Source organism: Aeromicrobium jepli (genome assembly GCF_047246605.1).
Classification (GTDB): domain Bacteria; phylum Actinomycetota; class Actinomycetes; order Propionibacteriales; family Nocardioidaceae; genus Aeromicrobium.
This window is the reverse complement of sequence record NZ_JBFOKO010000008.1, coordinates 118,762-134,995: the sequence shown is the minus strand read 5'-3', so window position 1 is coordinate 134,995 and position 16,234 is coordinate 118,762. Positions and strand designations below refer to the sequence as shown.

Below are 16,234 nucleotides of genomic sequence, written 5' to 3'. Positions count from 1 at the left end.
CGGGTGTCAGAGGCTCTGCAGGATCTCGCGCATGAGAGCGGCGGTCTCGGACGGCGTCTTGCCGACCTTGACGCCGGCGGCCTCGAGGGCCTCCTTCTTGGCCTGGGCGGTGCCCGAGGAGCCCGAGACGATGGCGCCGGCGTGGCCCATCGTCTTGCCCTCGGGAGCCGTGAAGCCCGCGACGTAGCCGACGACCGGCTTGGTGACGTTGGCCTTGATGTACTCGGCCGCACGCTCCTCGGCGTCGCCGCCGATCTCGCCGATCATCACGATCGCCTTGGTGTCGGGGTCGTTCTCGAACGCCTCGAGCGCGTCGATGTGCGTCGTGCCGATGATCGGGTCGCCGCCGATGCCGATGGCCGTCGTGAAGCCGAAGTCACGCAGCTCGAACATCATCTGGTAGGTCAGCGTGCCCGACTTGGACACCAGGCCGATGGGGCCCGCGCCGGCGATCGTCGCCGGCGTGATGCCGGCGAGCGCCTGCCCGGGGCTGATGATGCCGGGGCAGTTCGGGCCGATGATGCGGGTCTTCTTGCCCTGGGCGTAGGCCCAGAACTCGGCCGTGTCCTGCACCGGGACACCCTCGGTGATGATCACGAGCAGGCCGATCTCGGCGTCGATCGCCTCGATGACGGCGTCCTTCGTGAACGCCGGCGGGACGAACGCGACGGACACGTTCGCGCCGGTCTTCTCGATCGCCTCGGCGACCGAGCCGAACACGGGCAGCTCGACGTCGTTGCCGTCGGCGTCGACGTGCTTGACCGTCGTGCCGGCCTTGCGCGCGTTCACGCCGCCGACGACGTTGGTGCCGGCCTTGAGCATGAGGGCGGTGTGCTTGGTGCCCTCACCGCCCGTGATGCCCTGGACGATGACCTTGGAGTCGGAGTTGAGATAGATCGCCATGTTCCGTCCTTACGCGTTCGCGAGCTCGGCGGCCTTGTCGGCGGCACCGTCCATGGTGTCGACGAGCGTGACCAGCGGGTGGTTCAGTTCGTTGAGGATCGCGCGGCCCTCGTCGACCTTGTTGCCGTCGAGACGCACGACGAGCGGCTTGGTCGCCTCGTCGCCCAGGATCTCCAGGGCGCCCTTGATGCCGTTGGCCACGGCGTCGCAGGACGTGATGCCACCGAAGACGTTGACGAACACGCTCTTGACCTGCTCGTCGTTCAAGATGACGTCCAGGCCGTCGGCCATGACCTGCGCCGAGGCGCCGCCGCCGATGTCCAGGAAGTTGGCCGGCTTGACGTTGCCGTGCGCCTCGCCGGCGTACGCGACGACGTCGAGCGTGCTCATGACCAGGCCGGCGCCGTTGCCGATGATGCCGACCTCGCCGTCCAGCTTGACGTAGTTGAGGCCCTTCGACTTGGCCTTGACCTCGAGCGGGTCGGTGGCGTCGTTGTCGACGAACGCCTCGTGCTCGGCGTGACGGAACTCGGCGTTCTCGTCGAGCGAGACCTTGCCGTCCAGGGCCTCCAGCTTGTCGCCCTCCAGGCGCGCCAGCGGGTTGACCTCGACGAGCGTGGCGTCCTCCTCGACGAAGACCTTCCACAGGTTCTGGATCATCTCGACGGCCTGGTCGGCCAGCTCGGCCGGGAACTTGGCGTCGGCGACGATCTCGCGGGCCTTGGCCTCGTCGACGCCGGTGCCGGCGTCCACGGGGATCTGGCGCACGGCCTCGGGGTTGGTCTTGGCGACCTCCTCGATCTCGACGCCGCCCTCGACGCTGGCGATGCACAGGTAGCTGCGGTTGGCGCGGTCGAGCAGGAAGGAGAAGTAGTACTCCTCGACGGGCGGGGTGGCCGGCGTGACGAGCACGCGGTTGACCGTGAGGCCCTTGATCTCCATGCCGAGGATGTTCGAGGCGTGCTCGAAGGCCTCGTCGGCGGTCTTGGCGATCTTGACGCCGCCGGCCTTGCCGCGGCCGCCGGCCTTGACCTGCGCCTTGATGACGGTCACGCCGCCGATCTGCTCGGCGGCGGCCTTCGCCTCCTCGGCCGTGGTGACCACGGTGCCGAGGGTCGTCGCAACGTTGTGCTTGGCGAAGAGCTCCTTCGCCTGGTACTCCATCAGATCCACGGTGACGTCCTTATGGGTGGGATTCGCTGTGGTTTCGGCGGGCGCGCAGTGGATCCGCGAGGACGCCGAAGCGCTCGCGACTCTACCCCTGTCGAAAGTGACGCCCGGGCGTGGGTTGCGTAAACGTGAGTTGAATCACCGTCCCATCATGCGGACGTGCGGCTTCGACTTTCCTCTGCTATTCGTGTCGTAACCGCGGTTGCGTTTCCGAAAGGGTTGGATTACGCCCCCTGCCTTCACCTAGTCTGGGGCGGTCCGTTTGCCTGACCCCCCGGAGGCGCAACGTATGTCCGTTCGCGATCGCTCTCAGAGCGTTTCGTCGACCCCGGACACTCCGTCCACCGCTCGCCCCGTCGGATCGCGCCGTGCCCCGCGCCCGGTTGACGCCGACTCCGAGTCGACGGTGTTGATGAAGGCCGTGACCCCCGAGCCGAAGGCGCAGACGTACGTCGGCGGCCGCCGGGCCAAGCGCCCCGAGCCGGTCAAGGCGGCCAAGCCGGTCGTCACCGCCGTCCCCGTCGACCGCCCCGCGCCGGTCGACACCACGATCACCTTCCCGGCCGTGGGCTCGCTGCCCGAGGGCCGCATCCCCGGCGCCCGTCGCGCCGCCAGCCGCGCCGCCCGCACCTCGGGCCGCACGCGCCTGCTGGCCGGTGCCGCGGCGCTCGTCGTCGCCGCCGTCGGCTCGCTCAGCGTCGCCTCGCCGGGCCTGCTCGCCGGCGCCGACACCGCGCTGGCCAAGAGCTACGTGGGCGCCAACGCCACGAACGCCGTTGACGTCTCGCGCAGCTACGACCGCGAGCTGGCCATCCAGAAGCCGCTGCAGGCGGCGCAGAAGGCCAAGGCCCTCGCCGACTACAACGCCACGGTCAACAGGAAGAACGCCGCCCGCGGCGACGAGATCATCCGCAACCAGTGGGTCATCCCGGTCGTCGGCTACCGCCTGACGGCCCGCTTCGGCCAGGGTGGCGGCTACTGGAGCAGCGGCCAGCACACCGGCCTGGACTTCGCCGGCCCGTCGGGCTCGACGCTCGTCTCGATCGCGGCCGGCACGGTCACCTCGACCGGCTACGAGGGCGCGTACGGCAACCGCACGGTCATCACGCTCGATGACGGCACCGAGATCTGGTACTGCCACCAGTCCTCGATCTCGGTCTCGCCCGGCCAGAAGGTCGCCCCCGGTGACGTCATCGGCGCCACCGGCTCCACCGGCAACGTGACCGGCCCGCACCTGCACCTCGAGGTGCGCCCCGGCGGCGGCGACCCGGTCGACCCGTACGCCGCGCTCGAGGCGCACGGCGTCACCCCCTGACCGACCGTCACCTTCCGGCGCGGCCGCTCGGTCAGAGCTTCTCGAGCGGCGCGTAGCGCAGCAGCAGGCGCTTGACGCCCGCCGACCCGAAGTCGACGCTGGCGACCGCCTTCTGGTCCGAGCCCTCCACCGCGACGACGGTGCCCAGCCCGAAGCTGTCGTGCGTGACGCGGTCGCCGGGCGCCAGCGAGATGATGTCGCCCGTGGTCCGCTTCTTCGAGCGGGCGGCGACGGTCGACGACTTGAACGACGCCGCCGGGGTGCGCGGGGCCCACTGCGTGGGCGCGCTGGCCTCGCGACGCCAGTCGACGAGCGTCGGCGGGATCTCGTCGAGGAAGCGCGAGGCCGGGTTGTACGCCGGGGCGCCCCACGCCGAGCGCACCGTGGCGCGGGTCAGGTACAGCCGCTGGCGGGCGCGCGTGATGCCGACGTAGGCGAGCCGGCGCTCCTCCTGCAGCTCGGCGGGGTCGCCCAGCGAGCGCAGGTGCGGAAAGACGCCGTCCTCGAGGCCCGTCAGGAACACGACCGGGAACTCCAGGCCCTTGGCGGTGTGCAGGGTCATCAGGGTGACGACGCCGTCGTCGGAGTCGGGGACGGAGTCCGCGTCGGCGACGAGCGCGACCTGCTCGAGGAACGCGTCGAGCGATCCGGCGGCGAGGGGCACCTCGTCGAGCGGGTCGCCGTCGCCCTCCTCGGCCGTCTCGAGGGTGGAGGCGGAGGCGACGAACTCGCGCGCGACGGCCACGAGCTCGGCGAGGTTCTCGACGCGCGTCTCGTCCTGCGGGTCGCTGCTGTTCTCCAGCACCGTCAGGTAGCCGGACTTCGTGAGCGCGGCCTCGAGCACGGCGTCAGCCGGGGCGCCGGAGCGGGCGAGCTCCATGAGCTCGGCCATCGTGGTGGCGAACGCCGAGATCGCGCTGCGCGACCGGGTGGCGAGCTCGTCGATCTCGTCGACGCGCGTCATGGCCTCCCAGAAGCTGATGCCGTGCCGGGAGGCGAAGCGCTCGAGCGCGCCCTCGGCCCGGTCGCCGATGCCGCGCTTGGGCTCGTTGAGCACGCGGCGGATGGAGACGGTGTCGCGCGGGTTGACCAGCACGCGCACGTACGCCAGGGCGTCCTTGACCTCCTTGCGCTCGTAGAAGCGCACGCCGCCGACGACGCGGTAGGGCAGGCCGACGCGGATGAACACCTCCTCGAACACACGCGACTGGGCGTTGGTGCGGTAGAAGACCGCCACGTCCTTGGGCGAGGCGATGCCCTCGTCGGAGAGCCGGTCGATCTCGTCGGCGATGAACTGGGCCTCGTCGCGCTCGTCGTCGCCGACGTAGCCCACGAGCTGCTCACCGTCGCCCTCGGCCGACCACAGCTTCTTGTCCTGGCGGCCGGGGTTGCGTGCGATGACGCCGTTGGCCGCGGCGAGGATGTTCTGCGTGGAGCGGTAGTTCTGCTCGAGCAGGACCGTGTCGGCGTTGGGGAAGTCGCTCTCGAACTCGAGGATGTTGCGGATCGTGGCGCCGCGGAAGGCGTAGATCGACTGGTCGGAGTCGCCCACCACCATGAGGTCGGACTCCTCGTCGCACAGCTCCTTGATGAGCGAGTACTGCGCGTGGTTCGTGTCCTGGTACTCGTCGACGAGCACGTGGCGGAAGCGGCGGCGGTAGGTCTCGCGCACCTCGGGCCAGGCCTGGAACAGGTGGACCGTGTTCATGATGAGGTCGTCGAAGTCCATCGCGTTGGCGGCCCGCAGCCGGCGCTGGTACTCGGCGTAGCACTGCGCGTACGTCTCGTCGGTGCCGTTGGTCGCCTTCCGGGCGGCCTCCTCGAAGTCGACGAGCTCGTTCTTCATGTTCGACACCCAGTTGAGGACGCCGCGCGGATTGACCTTCTTGGGATCGAGGTCGAGGTCCTTGACGACGAGCGTCATGAGCCGGCGCGAGTCCGCGGCGTCGTAGATGCTGAAGGACGACGTGTAGCTGAGGTTCTCGGCCTCGCGGCGCAGGATGCGCACGCACGCCGAGTGGAACGTGGAGACCCACATCATCCGGGCGCGGCCACCGACCAGGTCGGCGACGCGCTCGCGCATCTCGGCGGCGGCCTTGTTGGTGAACGTGATGGCCAGGATCGAGCCGGGGTGGGCGCCCCGCGCCGCGATGAGCCACGCGATCCGGCGCGTCAGCACGCGCGTCTTGCCCGAGCCGGCGCCGGCCACCACGAGCAGCGGGCCGCCGGTGTGCGAGACCGCGGTGCGCTGGGCGTCGTTGAGCCCCTCGAGCAGCTCGTCGGAGCGAGCGGTGCGTCGCTTCGCCGGGGTGGCGCCGGGACCGTCCGGAGCAGGTCGGGACGGGCGGGCGGAGGGCACGGGGAATGGCAGGGTCATCGCAGAACCAGCGTAGTCGCGGGCACCGACAGCGGCCCGGGCCGCTCCGGTGTGACCTCGGTCCGACTCCTTGGTCGGCGTCCGGTCCCGCCGCTACGGTGGAGGCCATGCTGCGCGTGAGGGGTGTGGGCCTGACGGTCCTGGGCTTCCTCGCCGCGATGCTCGCCACCTTCGTCCTGGTGCGCGTCGACCCCGCCTCCGAGATCCCGGGCCTCACGCAGGCCGCCCCGCGCGAGATCCCCGTCGGCGTCGTGGGCCGGCAGCCCGACGCCGGCACGATGCGCGACGCGCTCAACGGCCCCGCCGACCACCCGCTCGCCGCGCGGGTGACCGCGTCGAAGGAGGTCGCCGAGCGGCGGCTGCAGGAGCGGTCGCTCAGCGCGGTGCTGTTCCTCGGCAGCGGCGACGAGCACACGCTGTGGGTCGCCAGCGCCGCCGGCCGGGCCGAGGCCGAGCGCGTGCAGGAAGTCGTCGAGGAGCTGCTCGCCCCCAGCGGTCAGCGCGCGAAGGTCGTCGACGCCGTCCCCATGGGCGAGCGCGACCCGCACGGCGTCGGCCCGTTCCGGCTCGGCGTGGCGTGGGCGCTGCTCGGCGTCGTGTTCGCGGCCCTGCTCAGCTACGTCTTCGGGGCGAGGTCGCCCGGCAGGCGCCTCGTGGCGCTGCGCTTCGCGGGGCTCACGGCCGGCGCCGCGGTGGCGGGCGTGGGCGGGGCGCTGGTGAGCGACGTCCTCGTCGACCGGTTCGACGCCCCGTTCTGGCCGCTGGCCGCGCTCGGCACGCTCGTCGTGGTGGGGATGGGCGCCGTGACGCTCGCGCTCATCGCCTGGTTCGGCCGGCTCGGGCTCGGCCTCGCGGTGATCGGCACCGTCCTGGGGATCCCGGGCGCGATCGGGGCGTGGCCGCTCACGCCGCTGCCGACCGCGTGGCCCACGCTGCTCGCGTGGCTGCCGCCCGGTGCGGCGACGTGGGCGATCCGCGGCCTGGCCTACTTCGACGGCAACGGCGTCGAGCGCGTCGTGCTGATGATGGTGGGCTGGACGGGCCTGGGCCTGTGGGCGACGCTCGGTGCCGCGACCGCCGTCGAGGAGCGGCCCAGCCTGCGCAGCTACCACCCGGCGCTGCGCCGACGGCCGGTCGTGGCCACGCTCGTCGCGTTCGCGTCGGTCCTCGCGCTCGTCGTCGCTCCCGCGGTCCCCGCCTTCACGCGCACCGACCTCGACCCGGCGCTCGAGGTGACGTGCCAGCCGTTCCGGCAGCCGCGCGACGTCGAGGAGCTCAACCGCCAGATCGAGACGGTGAGCGACGTCTCGGGCTTCGTCGGCGGCGACGTCGGCGCCAGCACGCGGCTCGTCGACGAGCGGCTGCTCATGGTCTTCGGCGACACCCTGCGCCGGCCGGACTACGCCCGGCGCGCGATGGTGCGCAACTCGATGCTCGTGTTCGGTGGCGGCTGCGCCGGCGTCCTGCAGCGTCGCGACCGCGCGGCCGTGATCCCCGACCGCGCGGACGGCGTGGGGTACTGGCCGATGTCGATCGCCTCGGTGCGGCTGCGCGGCACCGACCTCGTCGGCGTCATGGTCCAGCGCGTCCAGCAGTACGAGGGCGACGAGCCGCTGGGCTTTCGCAACCTCGGCCCGGCCATCGCGGTCTTCCGCGTCGACCCGGGCCGGCCGCCGGTCCTGCAGCGCGTGGTCGACCTCGGCCCCGACGACCCGGACGTGTCGCGCCCGACGTGGGGTGCGGCTGCGACCGTGGTGGGCGACCACGCCTATCTCTATGGAACGAGCCGGAGCACGCCCGGCTTCGGCTGGGCGGTCAAGGTCGCGCGCGTCCGGCTGACCGACGCGACCGACCTGAAGGCGTTCCGCTACTGGGACGGCCAGCGCTGGCAGAAGGACCCGGACCGCGCCGCCACGCTCATCTCGCAGGACGAGGGCGTCTCGCAGACCTTCTCGGTGTTCCGCGACGGCGACACCTGGTACGCCCTGAGCAAGCGCGACGACTTCGCCGGCACCGACCTCGTGCTGTGGACCGCGCCGGGTCCGACCGGTCCGTTCCGCCCGGGGGAGGCACTCGCGCAGATCCCCTCGACCGACTCGGTGCTGCGCTACATGCCGCTCGCGCACCCCGAGCTGCTGCCGAAAAAGGGCACGATGGTCGTCTCGGTCAGCCGCAACACGAGCGACCTCGAGAGGATCCCGCAGGACCCCAGCCTCTACCGGCCCGAGTTCCTGCGCATCGACCTGCCCGACTGAGCCGCTCCCGCGCGCCCGGCCCGACTTTCGGAACGAGATCCACGTTCCGCACGACGAAGGACGTCGATCCCGTTCCAAAAGTCGGGGGAGGGGCGGACGCGCGGCGGCGGCGTCGCCGGGTGCTCAGATGAGGCGGCGGTCGCTGGCCCAGCGCGTCAGCTCGTGGCGGCTCGAGAGCTGCAGCTTGCGCAGGACGCTGGAGACGTGGGTCTCGACGGTCTTGACGGAGATGAACAGCTCCTTCGCGACCTCCTTGTACGCGTAGCCGCGCGCGATGAGCCGCATGACCTCGCGCTCGCGCTCGGTGAGCCGGTCGAGGTCCTCGTCGACCTGTGCGACCTCGATCGTGCCGGCGAAGGCGTCCAGCACGAACCCGGCCAGGCGCGGGCTGAACACGGCGTCGCCGCCGGCCACGCGGTCGATCGCGTCGAGCAGCTCGCCCGCCGAGATGTTCTTGGTGACGTAGCCGCGCGCGCCGGCGCGGATGACGCCGATGACGTCCTCGGCGGCGTCGCTGACCGAGAGCGCGAGGAACGTCGTCCCGGCCTGCGTCCGCCGGATGACCTCGGGACCACCCCCGCCGGGCAGGTGCACGTCGAGCAGGACGACGTCGGGGCGCAGGCGCTCCACGGCGGCGACGGCCGTGTCGACGTCCTCCGCCTCGCCGACGACCTCGACCCGGGCGGTGCCGAGCCGCTCGAGCTCGGCGCGCACGCCGGTGCGGAACATCGCGTGGTCGTCGACGACCAGGACGGACAGGATCATGGGGTCTCCCTCGGTGGCGTGGCGACGGGCATGGTGAGCGCGACCTCGGTGCCGTCGGTCGAGCTGCGCAGGCGGGCCGTGCCGCCGTGGCGCTCGACGCGGCCGATGATCGAGCGGCGCACGCCGAGCCGGTCGTCGGCGATGGCGCTCGGGTCGAAGCCGGTGCCGCGGTCGCGCACGAACACCTCGATTCGGTCGCCGTCCGGCCCGGGGGCACGCTCGGCGTAGACGTCGACGCGGTCGGCGCCGGAGTGCTTCGCGGCGTTGACGACGGCCTCGCCGGTGGCGGCGAGCAGGGCACGCAGCGCCTCGTCGAGCGGGGCGTCGCCCACCGTGACGACCTCGACGGGCACGCGGTGGTTGGCCTCCACGTCGGCGGCGAGCTCGCGGATGCCGGAGGCCAGCGTGACGGCGTCGTCCTGGCGGCCGTAGAGCCAGTCGCGCAGCTCGCGCTCCTGCCGGCGGGCCAGCGTGGCGACCGTGGCCGGGTCGTCGGCGTTCTTCTGCAGCAGCGCGAGCGTCTGCAGCACCGAGTCGTGCAGGTGGGCCGCGACGTCGGCACGCTCCTGCGAGCGGATGCGCTCGCGCCGCTCCTCGCCGAGGTCCGTCCAGAGGCCGAGGATCCACGGGCCGAGAATCAGCCCCACGCCGACGATCGCGATCGTCAGCGCGGCGGCGAAGTCGACCGCCGCGGACCAGCCCCGGTTGACCGTCAGGACGTACACGGCGCCCAGGCCGATGAGGGCGATGCCCACGAGCAGCCGGGCGAGGAACGCGGGCCCCTTGGTCTGGCGCAGCCACGAGTTCCACGTGGCGTCGTCGAACATGCGCCACACCACGGCGATGCCCGTGACGATCAGCAGCAGCGGCAGCATCCAGCCGCGCAGCCAGCCGCTCGTCAGGGCCATGAGGCTCAGGACGCCCAGGCCGATGGCGGCGATCGCCGCACTCTGGACGACCTCGCGGCGTGACGGCCCTCGGCGGCCCGAGCGCAGGCCGCGCCGCTCGGCGGACGCCAGGCCCGGCGACTCCGCCGGAGCCTGCAGGGGCAGGAACCACCACAGCAGGAGGTAGGCGATCAGGCCCGTGCCGTTGACGAGCGTGGCGACGACGAAGCCGACCCGCACCCACACGACAGGCAGCCGCAGGTGCTCCGCCAGGCCCGCCCCCACGCCGCCGACGATCCGGGCGTCGGCCGGACGGTAGGCGCGACGAGGCCCGGCGGCGGCCCGCGCGGGGCCGGTCGCGTCGGGCGCAGCGGTCGTCATGCCCCCACCCTCACACGCGGGCGCGAGCGCGCGCCATCAGGTCCGACCCCGGTCCGGCCCTCGGGAGGGTCAGGGGTCGACCAGGGGTTCACCTGATGGTGCGCGACCCCGTCCGGGGGCGAGGCTGGAGCCATGACCACACCCAGCTCCGGCTCGCAGCTCGATGCGCTGCGCCGCTCGACCGACGACCGCATGGTCGCCGGCGTGGCGGGCGGCATCGCGCGAGCCCTCGACATCGATCCGGTGATCGTGCGGATCGGCTTCGTCGTCCTCACCCTCGTGGGGTTCGCCGGCCCGGTCCTGTACGTCGCCTGCTGGCTGCTCGTCCCCCTCGAGGGAACGAGCCGCAGCATCCTCGGCGACGCCTTCGACCTGCGCTCCGACTCCCAGCTGCGCACCGTCGGCCTGATCGTGGCCGCCGTCATCGCGGTCGCCGCGGTCCTGGGCGACGGCGCCTGGGGCCCGGCCGGCTGGTTCTGGTGGCCCCTGTGGCTGACGGCCTGGGTGGCCATCCCCGTCGGCGCGGCCTACTGGTTCTTCGTGGTCCGGCCCCGCCAGGCGCAGCGGCAGCGCTTCGTGCCGCCCCCGCCCTACACCCCACCGGCCGGCCCGGCCGTGCCGTTCGCCGCCGCACCGGCCGGCGACACCGAGACCTCGACGACAGGAGACACCGAGATGACCGAGCCCGTGTCGACGGGCGAGGGGACCGCCGTCCTCGACGACCCCCTCCCGCCGCCGCCCCCACCGCCGGGAGCGCCGCCCACGAGCGTGCTGCCGCCCCGGCCCCCGCGTGAGAAGTGGTCCCCGGCGCTGCTGCTGGTCACCCTGTCGACGGTCGTCGCCGCGATGGGCGTCCTGGGCCTGTGGTCCGCGACGCAGGACCCGCTGCGGCCCGCCGTCTACGTGGCCGTCGCCCTGGCCATCGTCACCCTCGGCCTGTTCGTCGGCACCCGCATCGGCCACCCGGGACCGCTCGTCCTGGTCGGGCTGCTGCTGCTGCCCGTGCTCGCCGCGACCTCGATCGTGCCGCACTTCTCGGCTGGCCGGATCGACCTCGAGCCGATCACGGCCGCCGGACTGACCGACCGGATCGAGCAGGGCGCCGGTGAGGTCCGGGTGGACCTCACGACGATCCAGGACCCGCAGAACCTGGCCGGACGCTCCCTCGAGATCGACAACGGCCTGGGCAACGTGACCGTGTTCGTGCCCGACGGCCTCGACATCGACGTGGAGACCGCCCTGTCCTTCGGCGGCCGCATCGAGGTGTTCGATCGGCTCGACGACGGACAGAGCCCCCGACTCGACGTGCCCTCCGACGCCCCCGGGGCCTTCGAGCTCGACATCGACGGCTCGGCGGGCGAGATCCTGGTGGTGCGGAAATGACGACACATCCGATGCGCTGGGACGCCCTCGTCTTCGGCGTCCTGTTCACCCTGGTCCTGGCCGTCTGGGCGGGCCTGACCTATGACCTCGTGAGCCCCGAGGCGCTCGCGATCGCCGGTCCCGTCACTCTCATCGTCGCCGGTCTCGCCGGCGTCGCACTCACCCTCAGGAGGAAGTCATGAGCCAACCCGTCCCCGGACCCAAGCGGCTGACCCGCAGCACCACCGACAAGTGGCTCGGCGGTGTGTGCGGCGGCCTGGCCGAGTACACCGGCGTCGACGCCACACTGATCCGCATCGTCACGGTCGTGCTGGTCGTGGTGGGCGTCGGCACGACCCTGCTGGTCTACCTCGCGGCGTGGCTGCTCATGCCCCAGGCGCCGGAGCCGAGCCCGTGGGCACCGCCGACGACCGATGGGCCGCCCGCGCCGCCACCGCCGTCCGCGTGAAGTCCGAGAACACCCCGTCCACCCCGGCGGCGAGGAAGGCCATCAGCTCGGCCGTCGCGTCGCCGGGGGCGGCCTTGTCCTGACTCGTCTTGAACTGCTTCGGCAGGAAGTTGTTCTCGTTGCGCATCGTCCAGATGTGCACCAGCAGTCCGGCCTCGTGCGCGTCGTGCACGAGGCCGGTCTCGTCCAGCAGCGTGTGGTCGCGGGCGCGGGCGATCACGAGGCTCTTGTTCGGGCCGATGCCCTGCGCGTACTCGGCGATGCGGGCCAGCTCGGCCGGCGCGGTCAGGGCCGCGTAGTCACGCGGGTCCCACGTCGCCGTGAGGTCGTAGGGGGCGCCCTTGCGCTCCATGAGCTGGATGAGCGGCAACGGCGTGAGCGGCCGCAGCGCGCGCAGGTTGGCGGTCTCCATCGACTGGATGAAGACCTTGGCGCCCTCGTGGTTGAGCCCGCGCCGCTCGAGCACCTCGAGCAGCATCGCGTTGAGGTCGATGCCGATCGCGCGGAAGTACAGGGGGTGCTTGGTCTCGATGTAGACGCCGATCGGCTCGGCGCCCGGGCCGCGCCGCGCGTTCTCGGCCTCGGCGATGTCGATGACCTCGTCGAGCGTGAGGATCGGCTCGATCCCGCTCAGCGGGAGGTTCTGCGGGCGCAGCTGCGGCAGGCGCTCCATGGTCCGCAGGGTCTTGAGCTCGGCGAGCGTGAAGTCCTCGGTGAACCAGCCGGTCAACGGGACGCCGTCGATGAACTTGGTGGTCCGCCGGTGCGCGAACTCGGGGTGCGCGGCCACGTCGGTCGTGCCGCCGATCTCGTTCTCGTGCCGCACGACGAGCACCCCGTCGCGGGTCGCGACGACGTCCGGCTCGATGAAGTCCGCGCCCTCCTCGATCCCGAGCAGGTAGGAGGGGCGCGTGTGCTCCAGCCGGGCGCCGGGGACGCCCCGGTGCGCGATGACGACGGGCTCGACGAGCGAAGCGGTCATCGACTCAGAGTAGTCAACGCGCGACGACGCGGACGGCGCCCGCGCGCCGCGGGTCGGCGGCGCCCACGAGGCGTCCGCCGCCGGTCAGCATCGTCGCCGCGACGCCGCCGAAGTACATCGTGAGGTCCTCGGGGTCCTCGACCTTGACCTCCTCGTCGGGCGTGCCGGCGCGGTGGACGTGGACGCGCGGGTGGTCGACCGCGCCCTGCAGGCTGAGCCCGTCCTCGACGAGCCCGGTGAGCGCCTGGACGATCGCCGTCGTGATGCGGTCGGCGCCGGGGGAGCCGATCGCGAGGACGCCGCCGTCGGTGTGATGACCCACGGTGGGCGCCATGTTGGACAGCAGCCGCGAGCCGGGCGGCAGCCCGTGCAGCCCACGCGGGTTGAGCTCCTGCTCGCCGAGGCAGTTGTTGAGCCAGATGCCGGTGCCGCGCGCGATCATCCCCGAGCTGTAGCCCGACGAGATCGTCAGCGCGCACGCCGTGCCCTCCGCGTCGGTGGTCGAGACGTGCGCCGTCGAGCCGGACTCGAGCACGGCGAGGCCCTCGCGGTCCACGAGGTCGAGGAACGCGGCGGCGTCCCGCTCGAGGTCGTCGGTGTGGTCGAAGACCCGCAGCCGCTCGCCCAGCACGCGCCGCTGGACCCGCACGAGGTGCTCGCGGTCGCTGAGCGGGTGGCCCGCCAGGAGGCGCAGCATCGCCGCGACGCACACGCCACCGACGGCCGGGGGAGGGTTGGTGCCGAGCGTCCAGCCCGCCATCCGCGCGGTCAGCGCGGGACGGACGACGGGCTCGTACGCCGCGAGGTCCTTGGGGCCGAGGATCCCGCCGCGGTCGAGGACGTCGCGGGCGACCTGACGCCCGAGCTCACCGGTGTAGAGCTCCTGCGGCCCGTGCCGCGCGATGCGCTCGAGCGACTCGGCGAGGTCGGGCACCACGAGCAGGTGGTCGCCGATCGTGCCGTCGGGCCCGCGCAGGGCGGCGTGGCTGGCCTCGTCCCAGCCGAAGATCGACTCGTCGACGTACTCCAGGTAGTACCGCGACGCCGAGCTCAGCCGGAAGCCGCCGCGCGCGACGTCGATGGCCGGCGCGACGAGCTCGGCCCAGGGCAGGTGTCCCCAGCGGCGGTGCGCCTCGCCGAACGCGGCGATCGCGCCGTGCGTGGCCACCGAGCCGGGACCGACCGTCACGGTGACGCCGCCGCCGTACGCGGTGTGGATGTCCCACGTGCCCCGGCCGAGCGAGTCGGGCGCGCCGCGGCCCGGCATGTCCATCCAGCCGTCGACGGTGACGGGGGCCGAGCCGTCGGGCGGCTGGATCGTCAGGAACCCGCCGGCACTGGGGGAGACCAGGCCGACCTCGTTGACCATCGTGACGAACGCGGCCGCGAGGGCCGCGTCGAGCGCGTTCCCGCCGGCGTGGACGATCGCCTCGCCCGCCTCGGCGGCTGCCACGTTCGGGGCGGCGATGGCGACGCTGGTCACTCGCTCAGCGTACGGGCAACCTCACCGGCTCACCCGGTACGTCAGGTGCGCGAACTGGCCGCGACGGACGACGTCCTCGAGGTGGAGGCGATCGCTGCCGATCCGGCGGGGCAGCAGGGGAGCGCCGGCGCCGAGCGTGGCGGGCGCGATCGACACCTGGACCTCGTCGAGCGCACCCGCGTCGTCGAACTGGCCGACGAGGTCGCCGCCGCCCATGACCCACACGTCGCGATCGCCGGCGCGCTCGCGGATCGCGTCGAGGTGGTCGGCCACGTCGCCGGACACGACCGTCAGGTCGGCGCCCTCGGGGACCGGCAGGTCGCGCGAGGTGAACAGGAACGCGGGCTTGCCCGAGATCGCCTCCTCCCACGCGGCGGGACTGTCGAGGGCGCCGGTCTCGCGCAGCAGCCACTCGTACGTGGACGAGCCGAGCACGGTGACGCCGACGGACTCGAGGAAGGCGGTGAACGGCTCGGCGTGCTCGGGCGCGTCGGGTGTGCCCCCGTCGACCTCGAAGAGCCAGGCGAGGGAGTGGTCCGGGTCGGCCAGGTGGCCGTCGAGCGTGGCGGCGGTGTTGAAGACGAAGCGGGTCATCCTCCGATCGTGGACCGTGCCACCGACAGTCCTCAAGCGTGACGGACGCCGCGTCGCCCCACGGGAATGCGCGGGCGGTGCGTCGGCTTGAATCCCGGTGTGACCACGACGCAGATCGAGCCCACCGCCCGGACCCGGCACGTGAGCCTCGCCCTGCTCGCCCTGGCACTCGGTGGGTTCGCGATCGGCACCACCGAGTTCGTCACGATGGGGCTGCTGCCCGACGTCGCCGAGAGCATCGACCGCAGCATCCCCACGACCGGCCACATCATCTCGGCGTACGCGCTGGGCGTGGTGATCGGCGCGCCGCTCATCGTCTCGATGGGGGCCCGGATGCCGAAGCGGGCGTTGCTGCTGTGGCTCCTCGGCGCGATCGCGCTCGGCAACGCCCTGACGGCGGTGGCGAGCGGCTACCTGCCCGTCCTGCTCGCCCGCTTCGTGGCCGGCCTGCCGCACGGCGCGTACTTCGGCGTCGCGTCGCTCGTGGCCGCCTCCCTCGTGCCGCCGGGCCGCCGGGGACGCGCCGTCAGCATGGTGATGATGGGGCTGTCCGTGGCGACCGTCGTGGGCGTCCCGGCCAGCACGTGGCTCGGCCAGCTGTCGTCGTGGCGCGCGGCCTACGCGGCCGTCGTCGCGATCGCCGTCGTGGGCGTCGTGATGGTGCTGGCCTTCGTGCCGTTCGTCCCCGGCGACCCGAGCGCCAGCATCCGCGGCGAGCTCGGCGCCCTGCGGGAGCCGGCCGTGATCGCGGCGTTCCTCACGGGCCTCGTGGGCTTCGGCGGTCTCTTCGCGATGTACAGCTACATCGCGCCGATCGTCACGGACCTCGTCGAGCTGCCCGAGCGGGCGATCCCGGTCTTCCTGCTCGCGTTCGGCATCGGCTCGGTGACCGGCACGTGGCTCGCCGGCCGCCTCGCGGACTGGGACAACGTGCGCCAGGTCCTCGGCGGCCTCGTCGCGACCGTGCTGGTGCTGCTCGGCTTCCACGAGCTGGTCGAGATCGCGGCGGTCGCCCTGGTCGGCGTCTTCCTCGTGGGCGCGCTGGGCAGCGTCATCGCGGTCGGCCTGCAGATCCGGCTCATGACGGCCGCGGGCGAGGCCGAGATGCTGGGCGCCGCCCTCAACCACGCGAGCCTCAACATCGCCAACGGCCTGGGCGCCTGGCTCGGTGGCCTCGTCATCGCCGCGGGCGCCGGCTACGCGGCCCCGGCCCTCGTGGGCGCCGCCCTGGCCACCGCCGGCCTCGTGGTCTTCCTGCTCGGCCTGCGCTGGGCTCCCGTCCGCGCGTGAC

14 protein-coding genes are annotated in these 16,234 nt (G+C 72.7%); 6 read left to right on the top strand and 8 right to left on the bottom strand.

Features of this window, described 5'->3' with window-relative positions; all coding sequences use genetic code 11:
* Positions 1-6 precede the first annotated feature (6 nt).
* Both sucD and sucC read right to left on the bottom strand, forming a co-directional pair.
* Complete coding sequence (gene sucD, locus AB3M81_RS15025; RefSeq protein WP_412904731.1) at positions 7-903, bottom strand: succinate--CoA ligase subunit alpha; 897 nt, start codon at positions 901-903, stop codon at positions 7-9.
* A gap of 9 nt (positions 904-912) precedes the next feature.
* Positions 913-2,076: an ADP-forming succinate--CoA ligase subunit beta gene (gene sucC, locus AB3M81_RS15020; protein ID WP_412904730.1), complete on the bottom strand. Its 1,164-nt coding sequence runs from the start codon at positions 2,074-2,076 to the stop codon at positions 913-915.
* A 409-nt stretch (positions 2,077-2,485) separates the two neighbouring features.
* On the opposite strand from sucC, the gene AB3M81_RS15015 reads away from it, so the two are divergent.
* On the top strand, positions 2,486-3,388 hold the full coding sequence (locus AB3M81_RS15015) for a M23 family metallopeptidase (protein WP_412904729.1): 903 nt from the start codon (positions 2,486-2,488) through the stop codon (positions 3,386-3,388).
* A gap of 31 nt (positions 3,389-3,419) precedes the next feature.
* On the opposite strand, the gene pcrA is transcribed toward AB3M81_RS15015, so the two are convergent.
* Complete coding sequence (gene pcrA / locus AB3M81_RS15010) at positions 3,420-5,765, bottom strand: DNA helicase PcrA (protein WP_412904728.1); 2,346 nt, start codon at positions 5,763-5,765, stop codon at positions 3,420-3,422.
* A 107-nt stretch (positions 5,766-5,872) separates the two neighbouring features.
* On the opposite strand from pcrA, the gene AB3M81_RS15005 reads away from it, so the two are divergent.
* Positions 5,873-8,020: a DUF5005 domain-containing protein gene (locus tag AB3M81_RS15005; RefSeq protein WP_412904727.1), complete on the top strand. Its 2,148-nt coding sequence runs from the start codon at positions 5,873-5,875 to the stop codon at positions 8,018-8,020.
* Between the two features lie 123 nt (positions 8,021-8,143).
* Here the strand turns inward: AB3M81_RS15005 and AB3M81_RS15000 are convergent, their stop codons facing one another.
* Both AB3M81_RS15000 and AB3M81_RS14995 read right to left on the bottom strand, forming a co-directional pair.
* Complete coding sequence (locus tag AB3M81_RS15000) at positions 8,144-8,785, bottom strand: response regulator (protein ID WP_412904726.1); 642 nt, start codon at positions 8,783-8,785, stop codon at positions 8,144-8,146.
* Positions 8,782-10,053 (bottom strand): ATP-binding protein, encoded by a 1,272-nt coding sequence (locus AB3M81_RS14995; RefSeq protein ID WP_412904725.1) that lies wholly within the window; start codon positions 10,051-10,053, stop codon positions 8,782-8,784. Before AB3M81_RS14995 ends, AB3M81_RS15000 begins: the two co-directional genes overlap by 4 nt.
* Positions 10,054-10,185: 132 nt before the next feature.
* Here AB3M81_RS14995 and AB3M81_RS14990 point away from each other — a divergent pair, with 132 nt between their 5' ends.
* Genes AB3M81_RS14990 through AB3M81_RS14980 form a run of 3 tightly spaced genes read left to right on the top strand, consistent with a single transcriptional unit; the run spans position 10,186 to position 11,884 of the window.
* A complete protein-coding gene (locus tag AB3M81_RS14990) occupies positions 10,186-11,436 on the top strand; it encodes a PspC domain-containing protein (RefSeq protein ID WP_412904724.1) in 1,251 nt (416 codons plus the stop codon).
* On the top strand, positions 11,433-11,618 hold the full coding sequence (locus AB3M81_RS14985; RefSeq protein ID WP_412904723.1) for a hypothetical protein: 186 nt from the start codon (positions 11,433-11,435) through the stop codon (positions 11,616-11,618). The genes AB3M81_RS14990 and AB3M81_RS14985 overlap by 4 nt, the downstream gene beginning before the upstream one ends.
* Positions 11,615-11,884, top strand: coding sequence for a PspC domain-containing protein (locus AB3M81_RS14980; RefSeq protein ID WP_412904722.1), 270 nt, complete (start codon positions 11,615-11,617; stop codon positions 11,882-11,884). Before AB3M81_RS14985 ends, AB3M81_RS14980 begins: the two co-directional genes overlap by 4 nt.
* On the opposite strand, the gene AB3M81_RS14975 is transcribed toward AB3M81_RS14980, so the two are convergent.
* The 3 genes from AB3M81_RS14975 to AB3M81_RS14965 are packed head-to-tail and all read right to left on the bottom strand — an operon-like array spanning position 11,802 to position 14,943.
* The gene (locus AB3M81_RS14975; RefSeq protein ID WP_412904721.1) at positions 11,802-12,866 is read right to left on the bottom strand and encodes a glycerophosphodiester phosphodiesterase; all 1,065 of its coding nucleotides are present in this window, start codon (positions 12,864-12,866) and stop codon (positions 11,802-11,804) included. The genes AB3M81_RS14980 and AB3M81_RS14975 overlap by 83 nt on opposite strands.
* 13 nt (positions 12,867-12,879) lie before the next feature.
* A complete protein-coding gene (locus tag AB3M81_RS14970) occupies positions 12,880-14,349 on the bottom strand; it encodes a gamma-glutamyltransferase (RefSeq protein WP_412904720.1) in 1,470 nt (489 codons plus the stop codon).
* Positions 14,350-14,370: 21 nt separating this feature from the next.
* Positions 14,371-14,943 (bottom strand): dihydrofolate reductase family protein, encoded by a 573-nt coding sequence (locus AB3M81_RS14965; protein ID WP_412904719.1) that lies wholly within the window; start codon positions 14,941-14,943, stop codon positions 14,371-14,373.
* Positions 14,944-15,042: 99 nt separating this feature from the next.
* On the opposite strand from AB3M81_RS14965, the gene AB3M81_RS14960 reads away from it, so the two are divergent.
* Complete coding sequence (locus tag AB3M81_RS14960; protein WP_412904718.1) at positions 15,043-16,233, top strand: MFS transporter; 1,191 nt, start codon at positions 15,043-15,045, stop codon at positions 16,231-16,233.
* Position 16,234: the final 1 nt, after the last annotated feature.